Source organism: Corallococcus caeni (genome assembly GCF_036245865.1).
GTDB classification, from domain to species: domain Bacteria; phylum Myxococcota; class Myxococcia; order Myxococcales; family Myxococcaceae; genus Corallococcus; species Corallococcus caeni.
The window spans coordinates 1,959,873-1,974,041 of sequence record NZ_BTTW01000001.1; the positions used below are offsets into that span (position 1 = coordinate 1,959,873).

General features: G+C 71.6%; 12 protein-coding genes. 8 read left to right on the forward strand and 4 right to left on the reverse strand.

Annotated features, from left to right (window positions below):
* The first annotated feature begins 1 nt into the window (after nucleotide 1).
* Nucleotides 2-1,975: a molecular chaperone HtpG gene (htpG, locus tag AABA78_RS07805; RefSeq protein WP_338262326.1), complete on the forward strand. Its 1,974-nt coding sequence runs from the start codon at nucleotides 2-4 to the stop codon at nucleotides 1,973-1,975.
* Nucleotides 1,976-2,150: 175 nt separating this feature from the next.
* Here htpG and AABA78_RS07810 read toward each other — a convergent pair whose 3' ends face one another.
* From AABA78_RS07810 to AABA78_RS07825, 4 genes are all read right to left on the reverse strand, one after another.
* The gene (locus AABA78_RS07810) at nucleotides 2,151-3,185 is read right to left on the reverse strand and encodes a 2-dehydropantoate 2-reductase (protein WP_338262327.1); all 1,035 of its coding nucleotides are present in this window, start codon (nucleotides 3,183-3,185) and stop codon (nucleotides 2,151-2,153) included.
* 24 nt (nucleotides 3,186-3,209) lie between these two features.
* On the reverse strand, nucleotides 3,210-3,836 hold the full coding sequence (locus tag AABA78_RS07815) for a CPBP family intramembrane glutamic endopeptidase (protein WP_338262328.1): 627 nt from the start codon (nucleotides 3,834-3,836) through the stop codon (nucleotides 3,210-3,212).
* A gap of 114 nt (nucleotides 3,837-3,950) precedes the next feature.
* Nucleotides 3,951-6,419 (reverse strand): S8 family peptidase, encoded by a 2,469-nt coding sequence (locus AABA78_RS07820; RefSeq protein WP_338262329.1) that lies wholly within the window; start codon nucleotides 6,417-6,419, stop codon nucleotides 3,951-3,953.
* A gap of 193 nt (nucleotides 6,420-6,612) precedes the next feature.
* Nucleotides 6,613-7,863 (reverse strand): NAD(P)/FAD-dependent oxidoreductase, encoded by a 1,251-nt coding sequence (locus tag AABA78_RS07825; RefSeq protein WP_338262330.1) that lies wholly within the window; start codon nucleotides 7,861-7,863, stop codon nucleotides 6,613-6,615.
* 189 nt (nucleotides 7,864-8,052) lie between these two features.
* Here AABA78_RS07825 and aroF point away from each other — a divergent pair, with 189 nt between their 5' ends.
* The 7 genes from aroF to AABA78_RS07860 are packed head-to-tail and all read left to right on the forward strand — an operon-like array spanning nucleotide 8,053 to nucleotide 14,151.
* Nucleotides 8,053-9,078, forward strand: a complete 1,026-nt coding sequence (gene aroF / locus AABA78_RS07830) for a 3-deoxy-7-phosphoheptulonate synthase (protein WP_120528269.1) — start codon at nucleotides 8,053-8,055, stop codon at nucleotides 9,076-9,078.
* 3 nt (nucleotides 9,079-9,081) lie between these two features.
* A complete protein-coding gene (gene trpD / locus AABA78_RS07835; RefSeq protein ID WP_338262331.1) occupies nucleotides 9,082-10,098 on the forward strand; it encodes an anthranilate phosphoribosyltransferase in 1,017 nt (338 codons plus the stop codon).
* Nucleotides 10,095-10,913, forward strand: coding sequence for an indole-3-glycerol phosphate synthase TrpC (locus AABA78_RS07840; protein WP_338262332.1), 819 nt, complete (start codon nucleotides 10,095-10,097; stop codon nucleotides 10,911-10,913). Before trpD ends, AABA78_RS07840 begins: the two co-directional genes overlap by 4 nt.
* Entirely contained in the window at nucleotides 10,910-11,542 is a 633-nt protein-coding gene (locus AABA78_RS07845; RefSeq protein WP_338262333.1) for a phosphoribosylanthranilate isomerase, read from the forward strand. The genes AABA78_RS07840 and AABA78_RS07845 overlap by 4 nt, the downstream gene beginning before the upstream one ends.
* A gap of 11 nt (nucleotides 11,543-11,553) precedes the next feature.
* On the forward strand, nucleotides 11,554-12,759 hold the full coding sequence (gene trpB, locus AABA78_RS07850) for a tryptophan synthase subunit beta (protein WP_338262334.1): 1,206 nt from the start codon (nucleotides 11,554-11,556) through the stop codon (nucleotides 12,757-12,759).
* Nucleotides 12,756-13,547: a tryptophan synthase subunit alpha gene (gene trpA, locus AABA78_RS07855; RefSeq protein ID WP_171414253.1), complete on the forward strand. Its 792-nt coding sequence runs from the start codon at nucleotides 12,756-12,758 to the stop codon at nucleotides 13,545-13,547. The genes trpB and trpA overlap by 4 nt, the downstream gene beginning before the upstream one ends.
* Before the next feature lie 46 nt (nucleotides 13,548-13,593).
* Nucleotides 13,594-14,151 (forward strand): GNAT family N-acetyltransferase, encoded by a 558-nt coding sequence (locus AABA78_RS07860; protein ID WP_338262335.1) that lies wholly within the window; start codon nucleotides 13,594-13,596, stop codon nucleotides 14,149-14,151.
* Nucleotides 14,152-14,169: the final 18 nt, after the last annotated feature.

Below are 14,169 nucleotides of genomic sequence, written 5' to 3' on the forward strand. Positions count from 1 at the left end.
CATGTCCGCAGAGACCCACCCCCAGCGGGAAACCCATTCATTCCAGGCGGAGATCCAGCAGCTCCTGAGCCTGGTCATCAACTCGCTCTACAGCCACCAGGAGATCTTCCTGCGTGAGCTGGTGTCCAACGCCTCTGACGCGCTGGACAAGCTGCGCTTCCGCTCCATCACGGAGCCGGAGCTGCTCAAGGACGAGCCGGCCCTGGAGCTCCGCATCGTCCCCGACGCCGACAAGGGCACCCTCACCATCGAGGACACCGGCATCGGCATGACGCACGACGAGCTGGTGAAGAACCTGGGCACCATCGCGCACTCGGGGTCGCGCGAGTTCCTCCAGGCGCTGGCTCAGAAGGGCCAGAAGGACATGCAGCTCATCGGCCAGTTCGGCGTGGGCTTCTACAGCGCCTACCTGGTGGCGGACCGCGTGGAGGTGGTGAGCCGCGCCGCGGGTGAGACGTCCGCGTGGAAGTGGGCGTCGGAGGCGCACGGCACGTTCACGGTGGAGCCGGCGGAGCGGGCCGCGCGCGGCACGGCCATCACGCTGCACCTGAAGGCGGACCAGAAGGAGTTCCTGGACGAGTGGAAGCTCAAGCAGCTCATCACCCAGTACTCGGACTACGTGGGCCACCCCATCAAGCTCCAGGTGACGAAGCACGTGGGCAGCGGGGACACGCAGGCCACGGAGACCGCGCTGGAGGTGGTGAACAAGGCGAGCGCCCTCTGGCAGCGTCCGAAGAGTGAAATCACGGACGAGCAGTACCAGGAGTTCTACAAGCACCTGACGCACGACTTCGACAAGCCGCTGGCGTGGACGCACTTCAAGGCGGACGGCACGCAGCAGTTCACGGGTCTGCTCTTCGTGCCCAAGCACCCGCCGTTCGACTTGAACTCGCAGCAGCAGCGCGGCGTGCGGCTGTTCGTCAAGCGCGTGTTCATCATGGACCGCTGCGAGGACCTGGTGCCGCAGTGGCTGCGCTTCGTGCGCGGCGTCATCGACTCGGACGACCTGCCGCTCAACGTGTCGCGTGAGATGTTGCAGGACTCGGCGGTGGTGCGCGCCATCCGCAAGCACGTGGTGAAGAAGTCGCTGGACCTCCTGGAGAAGCTGGCCAAGGACAAGCCGGACGACTACCGCGCGTTCTGGGAGTCCTTCGGCACGGTGGTGAAGGAGGGCCTGACGCTGGAGACGGAGTACCGCGAGAAGCTGGGCGCGCTGGTGCGCTACGAGTCCTCGCGTGAAGAGGGCCTCACGTCGCTGGCGGACTACGTGGGCCGGATGAAGGAGGGCCAGGAGGCCATCTATTACGTCTACGGCGAGAGCCGGAAGGCGGTGGCGGACAGCCCGCACCTGGAGGCGCTGAAGCAGCGCGGCTACGAGGTGCTCTTCATGACGGACCCGGTGGACGAGTGGGCCGCGCAGGGCCTGCGCGAGTTCCAGGGCAAGCCGCTGGTCTCCGCGCTCAACGCGGACCTGAAGCTCCAGTCCACGGAGGAGGAGAAGAAGGCGAAGGAGCAGCAGTCCGAGGGGCTCAAGGGCCTGACGGACAAGATGAAGGACGTGCTGAAGGAGGACGTGCGCGAGGTGCGTGTGTCGGACCGCCTCACGGACTCGCCGGTGTGCCTCGTCGTGTCGGAGGGCGGAACGCCGGCCTACCTGGAGCGCCTGCTCAAGGAGCGCGGCAAGGGGATGCCGCGCATCAAGCGCATCCTGGAGGTCAACCCCAAGCACCCCGTCATCGAGCACCTGCGCGGCCTCATCGCGAGCAACCCGTCCGCGCCGCAGGTGGGCGAGTGGATTGAATTGCTCCACGACCAGGCCCTGCTCACGGAAGGCAGCCCGCTGAGCGACCCGAACCGCTTCGCCCGGCGCATGACGGCGCTGCTCACGCAGGTGGCCACGGGCAACGGCATCCCGGCCGCCGCCACGGTGCCGCCGGCCGCCACGGCCACGGCCACGCAGACGCAGTCCAGCTGAGCGAAGACGTACGGCGTGGCGGGAGCGATGAACCCGCCACGCCCGTCAGGGGGAAGCGCCCGAGCCCCCCGTCCGCGGCGCACCTCACGAACTGGTCCGACAGTCGGACCAGTTGGGGGCTGCGCTGAACGGCAGGTGCACCGCATGGATGTCGGGCGCGCCTTGGCCATGGGCCTCACGCCCGGTTCGCGAACTCCGCCTTCTTGAGGTCCGCGAGCAGCGCCTCGCCGGTCCACTGGCGGCGCTGGCCCCCTTCCGCCTCGCGGATGAGTTCCACGAGCCGTGAGTTCACGGACACGGGCACGCCGTGGTGCTGGCCCAGACGGACGACCTCGCCGTTGAGGTAGTCCACCTCCGTCTTGCGCCCCGCGTGCAGGTCGTCCCACATGGACGAGCGCGCCTTGGGGTCGATGGCCAGCATCTTCTTCGCCAGCACACCGAACACCGCGTCCGGTGCGCCCAGCAGCAAGGGGATCCACCCCGGCGGCAGCGGCGTCAGCTTCGCGGGCTTCACCCCGGCACGGCCCAGCACCGCCAGCGCCTCCTTCTGCGCGAGCGCCAGGCACCGCCGCCACGCGCGCTGCGACAGCTCCTCCTTCAACGGCAGGTCCGCCAGCGCGTTGAGCGCGTTGTTGAGGTTGAACAACAGCTTCGCCCACTGCACAGCGACGATGTCCGAGTGCTGCTTCAGCGGCAGCCCCGCGCGAACGAAGGCCTCCAGGAACGGCGCGAGCCCCGCGTGCCGCGCGACCTCCAGCGTGCCCTCCGAACCCGCGTGGAAATGCCCCTGCCCCTGCGCCGCGACGTTGAAGGGCACCATCCCCGTGAGCACCGTGCGGCCGGGCAGCAGCCCCCGCAACACGTCCGCGTTGTGCAGCCCGTTCTGGAAGCTGATGACGATGGCACCGGGCTTGAGCCGCGACGCGAGCGTCCGCCCGGCCTCCTCCGTCGCCGCGGACTTCACCGTCACGAGCACCAGGTCCGCCGTGGCCAGCGCCTCCGGCTCCGTGTCGATGCGCAGGTCCGCCGCGGGCACCTTCAAGTCCGCGCCCTGCCAGTCCGTCAGGTGCAGGCCGTGCGCACGCACCTCCGACACCACCCGCTCGCGGCCGATGAAGCGCACCGCCGTGCCCGTCGCGGCGAGCCGCCCACCCACGTAACAGCCGATGCTGCCCGCGCCGAAGACGCAGATCTCAGGAGACGAAACCATGGGCGCGCATTGTGGCACGCACGCTCACGTCGCGGGCCACACGACGACGATGAGCACGTCCCACAACGCATGGCTCACCCAGGACGCCACGGGCGTCCGGCGCCACTCCGCCAGCGCGCCCCAGGCGAGCGACGTGGGCAGCGCGGCCAGCGCCAGCAACGGCTCACCGAAGCCCAGCAGCACCAGGCTCGACAGCACCGCCGACCCGGCGACCGCGCCCCACCGCCCCAGCCGGGGACGCAGCGCGCCCTGTACCCACCCGCGCCAGAACAGCTCCTCCGCGGGAACGAGCACCAGCACCAGGGCCAGCGCCGTCCCCAGCGACCCCGTGCCGAACGTCGCGTAGATGGAGTGCAGCGGCCCGCAGAGCGCGTCCGTGAAGCCGCCACAGAAGGCCCACAGGAAGGCCCGCGCGCCCGCGTACAACACCCACGCCTGGGCACCCGCCCATGCGGCGTCCGGAAGCGACAGGGAGGGAGGCGGCCTTCGCCAGGGGCCCATCGCCCGCCACGTCACCGCGAGCCAGACGGCGCAGAAGACGGAGGCGACGGCGAAGAAGCGCGGCGGATGCACGTGCACCAGCGCCGTCCAGGCCAGCACGCCGCCCGCGGCCGCGGCCCGCCAGACAGGCAGGGCCGCGTCACCAGCCAACGGCGGTCCAACGGGAGAAGCGGTCATCGCGCGCGGCAGCGTACCCCGGCACGATGGACGCCGGCGGGCACGTTCACGCGTGCACCGCCGGCGGCAAGCCGGACCGTCACGTCACTACGGGAGGCACGCGCCGCTGCCCGCGCCGTCGCCGACGCACCGGTAGCCCGTGCGGCACGTCCCCTGGGGGTTGCTGCCCGACGGCGTGCAGGACACGAAGCAGTAGGCGGTGGCGCCCTGGTCATTGCTGTAGCAGGCCGAACCCGACGGGCAGCTGTCCGTCACGCAGTTCTGCGTGCAGTAGCCGCCCGGGAAGCTCGCGCCCGTGAGGCACAGGCCGTCGGTGCCGCACGCGCCGTCGGAGGTGCAGGCCCCACCGATGGTCGTCGTCGGCGTGTGGTCGTCGTCCGACTGGTAGGGAACCAGCGTGAAGCTGATGTCGCTGGTCGTCTTGCTCTTGGTGACCGTCACGGTCTCCACCTGGGTGGTGTCACGCCAGAAGCCCACGCGGTCGCCGTCCTCGAAGTACTTCCCGTCGCCGGTGTCGTCGATGGACGCCAGCACCAGGTAGTCCCGAGGTGTCATCTTCAGGCTGTAGTTGTACCCACCGGACGCGGACACCGGGGCGATGCCCTCGTCGTCGATCTGCACCTCGCCCGCGGCGTCCAGGTACGCGAACGCGATGTACGCGTCCTTGTCATCGGTGGCGCCCACGCGGAACTTCACCAGCACCTGCGCGTTGCCCGCGCCGGACGCGCCGGCCAGGTCGATCTGCGCCACGTAGCTGCCCGCCGGCAGCGCGCCCGGGGTGACGCTCACGTTCAGCGACCCGGACTTGTACGCGGGGATGGACAGCGACGAACTGGAGACGGACACCGCGGAGGCGTTGGTGCCGGAGACGGTCACGCCCACCTGCAGCGTGCCACCGCCGTTGTTGCGCACCGTCAGCGCCTGGGACGCCGTGCCGGTGAAGGACAGCTGCGTGGTGCTGATGGCCAGCTTCGGGGGCAGCGACGTGTCCCCACCGCCCTTGGCGCGCAGCACCGCGGCGTACGCGTCCACCAGGCCCGCGCCGCAGCCCTCGGAGCACTGGCTCGTCGTGTCCGCGGTGTCGCGCAGGATGCCCTCCACCTCCGTCACCGTGAGGGTGGGGTCCTGCGCCAGCATCAGCGCCACGATGCCCGCCACGTGCGGGGTGGCCATGCTGGTGCCCTGGTACCAGTCATAGGAGGGCTGGTTGGTGCTGTTGGGCAGCGTGGACAGCACGCCGTCCGGGAAGCCGTCGCCGTTGCGGTCCTCGCTCGTCTGGCCGCCGGTGGCCATGATGTCCACCGCCGTGCCGAAGTTGGAGTAGCTGGCGCGCTTGCCGTTGAAGCGCACAGCGCCCACGCAGATGACGTTCTGCTGGTTGCAGGGGAAGCTGGTGGAGGTGTTCGCGTTCTCGTTGCCCGCGGCCACCACCAGGATGGCGCCGCGCGCGGTGGCCGCGTTGATGGCGGTCTGCATCTCCGCGGACGGCGAACCGTTGCCGCCCAGGCTCATGTTGATGACCCGCGCGGGCGTGGTGTTCGCCCGCACGCCGGTGACGTTGCCGCCGCTGGCCCAGGTGACGCCCGCGATGATGTCCGCCAGCGAGCCGCCCTGCGTGCCCAGCACGCGCACCGGCAGGATGTTCCGCCCAGACCAGGTGACGCCCGCCACGCCCACGCCGTTGTTGGACGCCGCGCCGATGGTCCCCGCCACGTGCGTGCCGTGGTACGACGAGCCGCCGTTGGGCAGGTCCTTGCCGTTGTCCGTCGGGTCGGCGTCCACGCCGTCACCGTCGCCCGCGTTGGCGCTGCTGGAGATGAGGTCCACGCCCTGCAACACGCGCGAGTTCAGGTCCGGGTGCGCCGTGATGCCGGTGTCCACCACCGCCACGACGATGGACTCGCTGCCCGTGCCCAGGTCCCAGGCCGCCGGCAGGTTCATGTTCTTGTAGTGCCACTGCCGCGAGTAGAGCGGATCATTGGGCACGGCCAGCGCGTGCACCCGCACGTTGCTCTCCGCGTTCTGCACGCCCGGCACGGCCTGCACCTGGTGGAGCACGCGCACGTGCTCCGCCTCGGTGAGGGCGCGCACGTTGGGCGTGCCGCCCGACATCGCCTGCGGCTGGCTGACCTCGTAGCGCAGCAGGTGCTGCGTGTCGCTCAGGAAGGCCTGGTGCACGACGTGGTAGCCCGCGACGCGCGCCTGCGCGACGGCCTCCTCGGCGGACAGGCCCGGCGTGTCGAAGTGGACGATGATCTCCCCGGGCAGCAGCGACGCCTCGTGCGTCAGCGGCTTGGACGGGATGCCCGTGCGCCACACGCCCCGCGCCGCCAGCGCGCTGGAGACCTTCCGGGACAGGTCCTTCGCGCCCGGCAGGGAGAAGAACGCATCCAGCGACGACCCCGCGTTCGCGGCGGCGGAGCCCGCCTGGAACGGCTGCAGGGTGCCCGTGACGGTCCCCTTGGTGGAGGTGGTGTCGTCGTCATCATCGTTGCTGTTGTCGCCGGGACAGGCCACGAGACCGAGCAACCCCAGGAGGGCAAGGCGGCGGAGCATGAACAGATTCCTTGGAGAACGAGTGTGCGTGTCCGACCCTAGGTCCGCTGCGGGCAGCACGTCCAGGAGTCAGGAGCCCGGCTGGCCGGTCACCCCCTTCGCGCTTCCGCTCGCGTGCGACGTGTTGTCTGGGAGGCAACGCGATGCTTCGCGGGCCACAAGAGGCGCGCGGCGGCGGATAGCCTCGGGAGGACTATCTGCCCAGGTCGCGCAGCACCGCCTCCGCCGCGCGGCGCCCGGACGCGAGCGCCCCGTCGATGGACGCGTTCTCGCGGTGGTCTCCGCACACGTAGAGCCCCGCGGCCAGCCGCACGGGCCGGTGCGGCTCCACCAGCGCGGACGGAGGCTGCGCGGGCAGGGCCTCCGCGATGGCGTACGTGCGCAGGTGCCGCCACGCGGACACCGCCGGGCCGAACCACTCCGTGAGCTGCGCGCGCACGCGCGCCTCCAGCGACTCCGCGCCGCCCGCGTCTTCCACCACCGACACGGACACCAGCGCCTGCCCCGGGGGCGCGTACGCGGCGGACACCTCGCTCATCACCGCCACGTTGTTCACCGGCCCGCGCCCCTCGCCGTTGAGCGTGAGCCAGGGCCCCTCCACCGGCGGCTCCGGCGCGGCGAAGTACAGGCACGTCACGCGGTTCATCCGGGGCGCCGGCATGCCCACGAGCAGCGACGCCGCGGTGGAGGGGTCCGTCGCCACCACCACGGCGTCCGCGTGCAGCATCTCCCCGCCCGGCAGGCGCACGCGGTGGCCCCACACCTCCTCCACGCGCACGCACATCCGCAGCGCGGCCGACGGCAGCTTCGCCGCCAGCTGTTCCGGGATGGCCTCCATCCCGTTCGCCGGCACGGCCGCGTGGCCCTTCGCGAACATCCGGAAGACGAACTCCAGCATCCGGCTGGACGTCGTCAGCCCGCGCTCCAGGAAGATGCCTCCGAAGAAGGGCGTGAAGAACGCCTCGAGCATCTCCTCGGAGAAGCCCAGGTCGCGCAGCAGGTGCCGCGACTCCTGCTGCGGCCGCTGCCACAGGTCCCCCAGCTCGCCGGACGTGGAGAGCTGCCGCAGCTCCAGCACGCGCAGCTTGTCCGCCAGCCCTCCCGGCGCGTCGAACAGATGTGACGCCGCCGTGACAGGCTGCCGCAGCGGGTCCGCCAGCGTGTGCAGCCGCCCACCCCGCCACACCTTCGCGCCTGGGATGAAGCGCTGGAGCGACAGGGCCTTGAGGTCCAGCACGCGCCGGCCCTCGGGGTAGGCCGTGAGGTACACCTGGAAGCCCCGGTCCAGCAGGAACCCCTCGTGCGAGTCGGTGCGCACCCTTCCGCCTGGCGCGTCCCCTGCTTCCAGCACGTGCGCGTCCACCCGGGCTTCGAGCAGCGCCGTCGCGCACGCCAGGCCTGAGAGCCCTCCTCCCACGACGATGACCCCGGGCCGCTTCGCCATGGTCCGCCTCCCGTCCAGCGAGCGGGCGGAAGCTGGCTTGATAACACCACAACGTGCAAGCAAGACTCTGGTTCGGTTGCGGGCATCCGACAGTTACGGCAAACGTTTCCCGTGTGCCCGATGCCCCCAAGCACGCCCACGCCGGCATCCGCCGGTGTGTCCTTTGGAGAGAAAGAGCAGGAGTCCCCCATGTTGATCGTGATGCGCCCAGACGCGACGGCCCAGGACATCGAGCGAGTGAACGATGAGATCCGCCGCCGTGGCTGGCATCCGCACGCGATTCCAGGGGGCTCTCGCACCGCCATCGGCATCACGGGCAACCCGGGCGCGGTGGAGCCGGAGCCCTTCCGCGTGCTGCCCGGCGTCGCGGACGCCATCCCCATCTCCCAGCCGTTCAAGCTGGTCAGCCGCGAGGTGAAGCAGGAGGACAGCCAGGTGCGCGTGGGCGACCTCACGCTCGGCGGCGCCGCCATCCACGTCATCGCGGGCCCCTGCTCCGTGGAGTCGCGCGAGCAGATCATCTCCACCGCCCAGGCGGTGAAGAAGGCCGGCGCCACCATGCTGCGCGGCGGCGCATTCAAGCCGCGCACCAGCCCCTATGAGTTCCAGGGCCTCAAGGGCGACGGACTGGCGCTGCTGGCGGAGGCGCGCAAGGAGACGGGCCTGCTGGTGACGACGGAGGTGAAGGACACGGCGACGCTGGCCGCCGTCGCGGACCACACCGACATCCTCCAGGTGGGCGCGCGCAACATGCAGAACTTCAGCCTGCTGGAGGCGGTGGGTGAGACGCGCAAGCCCGTGCTGCTCAAGCGCGGCATCAGCGCCACCATCAAGGAACTCCTGATGGCGGCCGAGTACATCGTCGCGCGCGGCAACACCCAGGTCATCCTCTGCGAGCGCGGCATCCGCACGTTCGAGAACATGACGCGCAACACGCTGGACCTGAACGCGGTGCCCATGCTCAAGGCGCTGACGCACCTGCCCGTGTTCGTGGACCCCTCGCACGGCATCGGCGTGCGCAAGGCCGTCCCCGCGATGATGCGGGCCGCGGTCGCCGCGGGCGCGGACGGCCTCATCGTGGAGGTCCACCCGGATCCGCCGCGCGCGAAGTCGGACGGCTTCCAGTCGCTGGACTTCTCCGAGTTCGAGAAGGCCATGGGCGAGGTGCGGGCCATCGCCGCCGCGATGGGCCGCGAAATGGTCCGGCTGGGCTAGCCCATGACGCTCAAGGAAGCGCTGGGCAAGGTGGTGGGCCGGCGCGACCTCTCCCGCGAGGAGATGGCCTCTGTCATGGGCCAGATGCTCGCGGGCGAGGCATCCGCCGCGCAGGTCGGTGCGCTGGCGGCCGCGCTGCGCATGAAGGGGGAGACCGAGGACGAAATCCTCGGCGCGGCGGAGGCCATGCGGGCCTGCGCGGCGAAGATTGCTCCCCTGGCGGAGGTGGTGCTCGACACCTGCGGGACCGGGGGTGATGGAGCGCACACCTTCAACATCTCCACCGCGGTGGCCTTCGTGGCCGCCGGGGCGGGGGTGACGGTGGCCAAGCACGGCAACCGCGCGGTCTCCAGCCGCTGCGGCAGCGCGGACGTGCTGGCGGCGCTGGGCGTGTCCATGGAGCGGGCGCACGCGCAGGTGGCGCGCGACATCGACGAGCACGGGGTGGGGTTCCTCTTCGCGCCCTCGCACCACAGCGCCTTGAAGCACGTGGCGCAGGCGCGCAGGGACCTGGGCTTCCACAGCGTGTTCAACCTGCTGGGGCCGCTGACGAACCCGGCGGGGGCGCGCTACCAGCTGCTGGGCACGTTCGACCGGCAGCGGGTGGAGCAGACCGCGCGCGTGCTGGGGCGGCTGGGCAGCCGGCGCGCCTGGGTGGTGCACGGGCACGACGGGCTGGATGAGATTTCGCCGTGCGCGCCCACGGAGGTCGCGGAGCTGTGCGCGGACGGCACCGTGCGCCGCTTCACGGTGACGCCGGAGGACGCGGGCCTGTCCACCGTGCCGCGCGAGTCCATCGCGGGAGGCGACGCGGAGGAGAACGCGAAGCGCCTGCGCGCGCTGCTCGCCGGAGAGCGCGACGGGGTGCGCACGGCGGTGCTGCTCAACGCGGCCGCCGCGCTGCTCATCGTCGGACTGGTGGACAACCTGAAGGAGGGCGTGAAGCGGGCCGAGCACGCCATCGACTCCGGGGCCGCCGAACGCAAGCTCACGGCGCTCATCCAGAAGGCCGCGGCATGACGACCTCCTCTTCGGCCGCGAAGCCCGCGGAAGCCCCCGGCACGCTGGACGTCATCATGGCGCGCAAGCGCCGGGAGCTGGGGACCCGTCCTCCGCCCACGCACGGCGCGCATCCCCCCACGCGGGACTTCGCCCAGGCGCTGGTCCGCCGCGCATTGGGACATCCGGTCAACGTCATCGCGGAGGTGAAGCGCAAGAGCCCTTCGGGCGGCGCCTTCCCCCACGCGGACGTCGTCGCGGTGGCCCGTTCCTATGAAGCCGCCGGCGCCTGCGCCATCAGCGTACTCACGGACGGGCCGGACTTCGGCGGCAGCCTGGAGGACCTGGTCGCGGTCCGGGCCGCCGTCTCCATCCCCGTGCTGCGCAAGGACTTCCTCGTCGCCGCCAGCGAGGTGGAAGAAAGCGCGGCCTGGGGCGCGGACGCGGTGCTGCTCATCGCGGACGCGCTGACGGACGCGGAGCTCCGGGAGATGATCGCCGCCGCGAAGCAGGTGCGCGTGGCCGCGCTCGTGGAAGCCCACACGGAGGCGCACGCCGAACGCGCGCTCGCCGCGGGCGCGAGCATCATCGGCCTCAACAACCGCAACCTCGCCACGCTGAAGACGGACACCGGCACGGCGCTCCGGGTGATGCCCGCGCTGCGCTCCCGGTCCACCGCGCTGGTGGCGGAGAGCGGCCTCAAGCACCTGGCGGACCTCACCGCCGCGCGCGACGCGGGCGCCAACGCCGTGCTCGTGGGCGAGTCCCTGCTGCGCGACGCCGACCCGGGCCGCGCCCTGCGCCGGCTGCTCGGCCTGGAAGGCGGCGGGACATGAACGTCCTCGTGAAGGTCTGCGGCGTGACGCGCGTCGCGGACGCGAAGGGCGTCTGGGCGGCGGGGGCGGACGCGATGGGGCTCAACTTCCATCCGGGCTCGCCCCGCTTCGTGGACCTGTCCACGGCGGCGACGCTCGCGCGCACGCGGCCCCCGCTGGCCGCCATGGTGGGCGTGTTCGTCAACGCGACGCCGGAGGACATCCGCGTGCGCGTGCGCGAGTGCGGCCTCACCGCCGTGCAGCTCCACGGCGACGAGCCCCCCGAGGCCTGCTCCGGCTACGGCGTGCCCGTCATCAAGGCGCTGCGCGTGCGCGGGCCGGACGACGTGGCGAAGGCCCGGAGCTACGTGGGCGTGGGCGACGTGGCGGGGCTGCTCCTGGACGGCGCGGCCCCGGGCTACGGCGGCGGCGGCGTCACCTTCGACTGGTCGCTGGTCAAGCAGCTGGCGGACTGTGGCCTGCCGGTGCTGGTGGCGGGCGGGCTCAAGCCTTCGAACGTAGCCGAGGCCGTGAGGGCCACCCGGCCCTACGGTGTGGACGTGGCCAGCGGGGTGGAGTCTTCCCCTGGCATCAAGGACCTGGACGCGGTGCGCGCCTTCGTGCGCACGGTCCGGTCCCTCAACCCTTGAGGAGTCATGCCATGACGACGGACACTGCCGTGGGCCGCTTCGGCCGTTACGGCGGACGCTATGTGCCGGAGACCCTGGTCCCGGCGCTGCTGGAGCTGGAAGAGGCGTACGCGAAGGCGCAGAAGGACGCGTCCTTCGGCGAAGAGGTGACGCGCGTGCTGCGCGAGTACGTGGGCCGCCCCACGACGCTCACGCCCGCGCACCGCCTCACGGAGGCCTGGGGCGGCGCGCAGGTGTGGCTCAAGCGCGAGGACCTGGCGCACACGGGCGCGCATAAAATCAACAACACCGTGGGCCAGGTGCTGCTCGCCCGGCGCATGGGCAAGAAGCGCATCATCGCGGAGACGGGCGCGGGCCAGCACGGCGTGGCCACCGCCACCGCGTGCGCCCTCTTCGGCCTGCCCTGCGAGGTGTTCATGGGCGCGCTGGACGTGGAGCGCCAGGCGCTCAACGTCTTCCGCATGCGCGCCCTGGGCGCGGTGGTGCGGCCGGTGGAGTCGGGCTCGCGCACGCTCAAGGACGCGATGAACGAGGCCATGCGCGTCTGGGTGTCGCAGGTGCAGGACACCTACTACGTCATCGGCAGCGCGGCGGGCCCGCACCCCTACCCCACCATCGTGCGCGACTTCCAATCCGTCATCGGCCGGGAGATTCGCGCCCAGACGCTGGCCACCATTGGCCGGCTGCCGGACGCCATCATCGCGTGCGTGGGCGGCGGCTCGAACGCCATCGGCGCGCTGCACCCCTTCATCCCGGACACGGCGGTGCGGCTGGTGGGCGTGGAGGCGGCGGGCCACGGCCTGGAATCCGGCCAGCACGGCGCGTCGCTGACGCTGGGCACGGAGGGCGTGCTGCACGGCTCGCGCTCGCTGGTGCTCCAGGACGAGCACGGCCAGATTCAAGAGGCGCACAGCATCTCCGCGGGCCTGGACTACCCGGGCGTGGGGCCGGAGCTGGCGCACCTGGCGAAGACGGGCCGCATGGAGGTACGCACCGCGACGGACGACGACGCGCTCGCGGCCTTCTACGAGGTCGCGCGCACGGAGGGCATCCTCCCCGCGCTGGAGACGTCGCACGCGTTCGCGGCGGCGCGCTCGCTGGCCCGCGACATGGGCAAGGGCAAGCACCTGGTCATCAACTGCTCGGGCCGGGGTGACAAGGACGTGGCGACCATCTCGGCGCGCGGAGTGCCGCCGGCGACGGGGGTGAAGTCATGAGCGCGGAGCTGGACAAGGCGTTCGCCCGGGCGAAGGCCCGGGGAGAAGGCGCGCTGGTGGCGTACGCGATGGCGGGCGACCCGGACCTGCCCAGGTCCGTGGACGTGTTCGCCGCGATGGTGGAGGGCGGCGCGGACGTGCTGGAGATTGGCGTGGCGTTCAGCGACCCCATCGCGGACGGCCCCGTCATCCAGGCCGCGTCCGAGCGGGCGCTGAAGGCCGGCGCCACGCTGCGCCGCGTGCTGGATGAAGTGGTGCCGGAGGTGCGCCGCCGCTGTCCGGAGACGCCGCTGGTCATCATGACGTACGTCAACGTGGTGATGGCCATGGGCGAGGAGCGCTACGCGAAGCTCGCGCGCGAGCGGGGCATCGTGGGCACCATCCTCCCGGACCTGCCGCCCGAGGAGAGCGCCGGCATCCGCGCCGCGTTCGACAAGGAGGGCGTGGACCTGGTGCCCCTGTGCGCGCCCACGACGCCGCCCGCGCGCGCGGAGGCCATCGCGAGGGACGCGCGGGGCTTCGTCTACTGCGTGTCCGTGGCGGGCGTCACCGGCATGCGCGCGGAGCTGCCGCCGGACCTGTCGCAGCGGCTGGACCTGGTGAAGCGCGCCGCGTCCGTGCCGGTGGTGGCGGGCTTCGGCATCTCCAACGCGGAGACGGCCCGGCCGCTGGTGGCCCACGCGGACGGCGTCGTCGTGGGCAGCGCCCTGGTGAAGGCCGCCCACGCGGACGGCCCGGCCGCCGCGAAGCAGCTTTGCGCGGACATCAAGCGCGGCCTGAAGCGCTAAGGTCCCCTCCGCGCGCCGGACGTCTTCCGGCGCCCGGAGACCGGACATGTACACCCCGCCAACGCTGGGCCCCACCCTCGAAACACCGCGCCTCATCCTCAAGCCGCCCACGCTCCAGGACCTGGACGGCTTCGTGGCGATGATGGCGGACGAGGAGACCGCGCGGTACATCGGCGGCCTCCAGCCGCGCTCCAACGTGTGGCGCGCCGTCTGCACCATGGCCGGCTCCTGGGCCCTCCAGGGCTTCTCCATGTTCTCCATGTTCGAGAAGTCCACCGGGAAGTGGGTGGGCCGGCTCGGGCCCTGGATGCCCGCGGACTGGCCGGGCCCGGAGGTGGGCTGGGGCCTGTCCCGCGACGCGTGGGGCAAGGGCTACGCCACGGAAGGAGCCGCGGCCACCATCGACTGGGCGTTCGAGCACCTCGGGTGGACGGAGGTCATCCACTCCATCTCCCCTCCGAACGAGCCGTCCAAGCAGGTGGCCCGCCGGCTGGGCTCGCGCTTCCTGCGCATGGGCATGCTGCCGGCGCCCTACAACGACCACGAGGTCGAAATCTGGGGCCAGAGCCGTGAGGAGTGGCGAACACGGAAGCGCCAGGCCTGAGACTTTTTTCCTCCCGTC